The 854-nt window shown below is 67.0% G+C and carries 1 pseudogene; it reads left to right on the forward strand.

Annotated elements, in window-relative coordinates:
* Positions 1–854 (forward strand): annotated as a pseudogene (gene manB / locus AAGW05_RS18510) (phosphomannomutase/phosphoglucomutase); the annotation flags it as partial.

Genomic DNA, 854 nt, shown 5'->3' on the forward strand with positions numbered 1-854 from the left:
AAGATCGTGGTCGACGCCGGCAACGGCATGGCAGGCATGACCACCCCCGCCGTCCTGGGCGACACCCTCCTGGAGGGCCTGCCCTTCGAGATCGTTCCGCTGTACTTCGAGCTCGACGGCACGTTCCCGAACCACCCGGCCAACCCGCTGGAACCGGCTAACCTCCTGGACCTGCAAGCCGCCGTCATCGCCCATGGCGCGGACATCGGCCTGGCCTTCGACGGCGATGCCGACAGGTGCTTTGTCATCGATGAACTCGGCGCACCCGTGTCACCCTCGGCCGTCACCGCGCTGGTGGCCCGCCGCGAGATCGCCCGCGTCAAGGCCCTTGGCGAGGAACACCCCACCGTGATCCACAACCTCATCACCTCCCGCGCCGTCCCCGAACTGATCGAGCACGACGGCGGCCGGGCCGTGCGCACCCGCGTGGGCCATTCCTTCATCAAGGCCACCATGGCCACCGAAGGCGCTGTCTTTGGCGGGGAGCACTCCGCCCACTACTACTTCCGTGACTTCTTCAACGCCGACACCGGGATGCTCGCGGCCATGCACGTCCTGGCCGCCCTCGGCGAGCAGGACGGCCCACTATCCGATCTGGGCCGCGAATACGAACCCTACGTTTCAAGCGGTGAGATCAACTCCCAACTAGCCGACGTCCCCGCCGCCGTGGCCCGCGTCCGCGAGGCCTACACGCGCGATGACGTCACCATTGACGAACTCGACGGCCTGACCTTCATCGCCAAGGACGGCACCTGGTGGTTCAACCTACGCGCCTCCAACACCGAACCGTTCCTTCGCCTAAACGCCGAAGCCCTCGACGCCGTCACCATGGCCGACGTCAGGGACGCCGTCCT

It is taken from the genome of Arthrobacter sp. LAPM80 (assembly GCF_046736435.1).
Classification (GTDB): Bacteria; Actinomycetota; Actinomycetes; order Actinomycetales; family Micrococcaceae; genus Specibacter.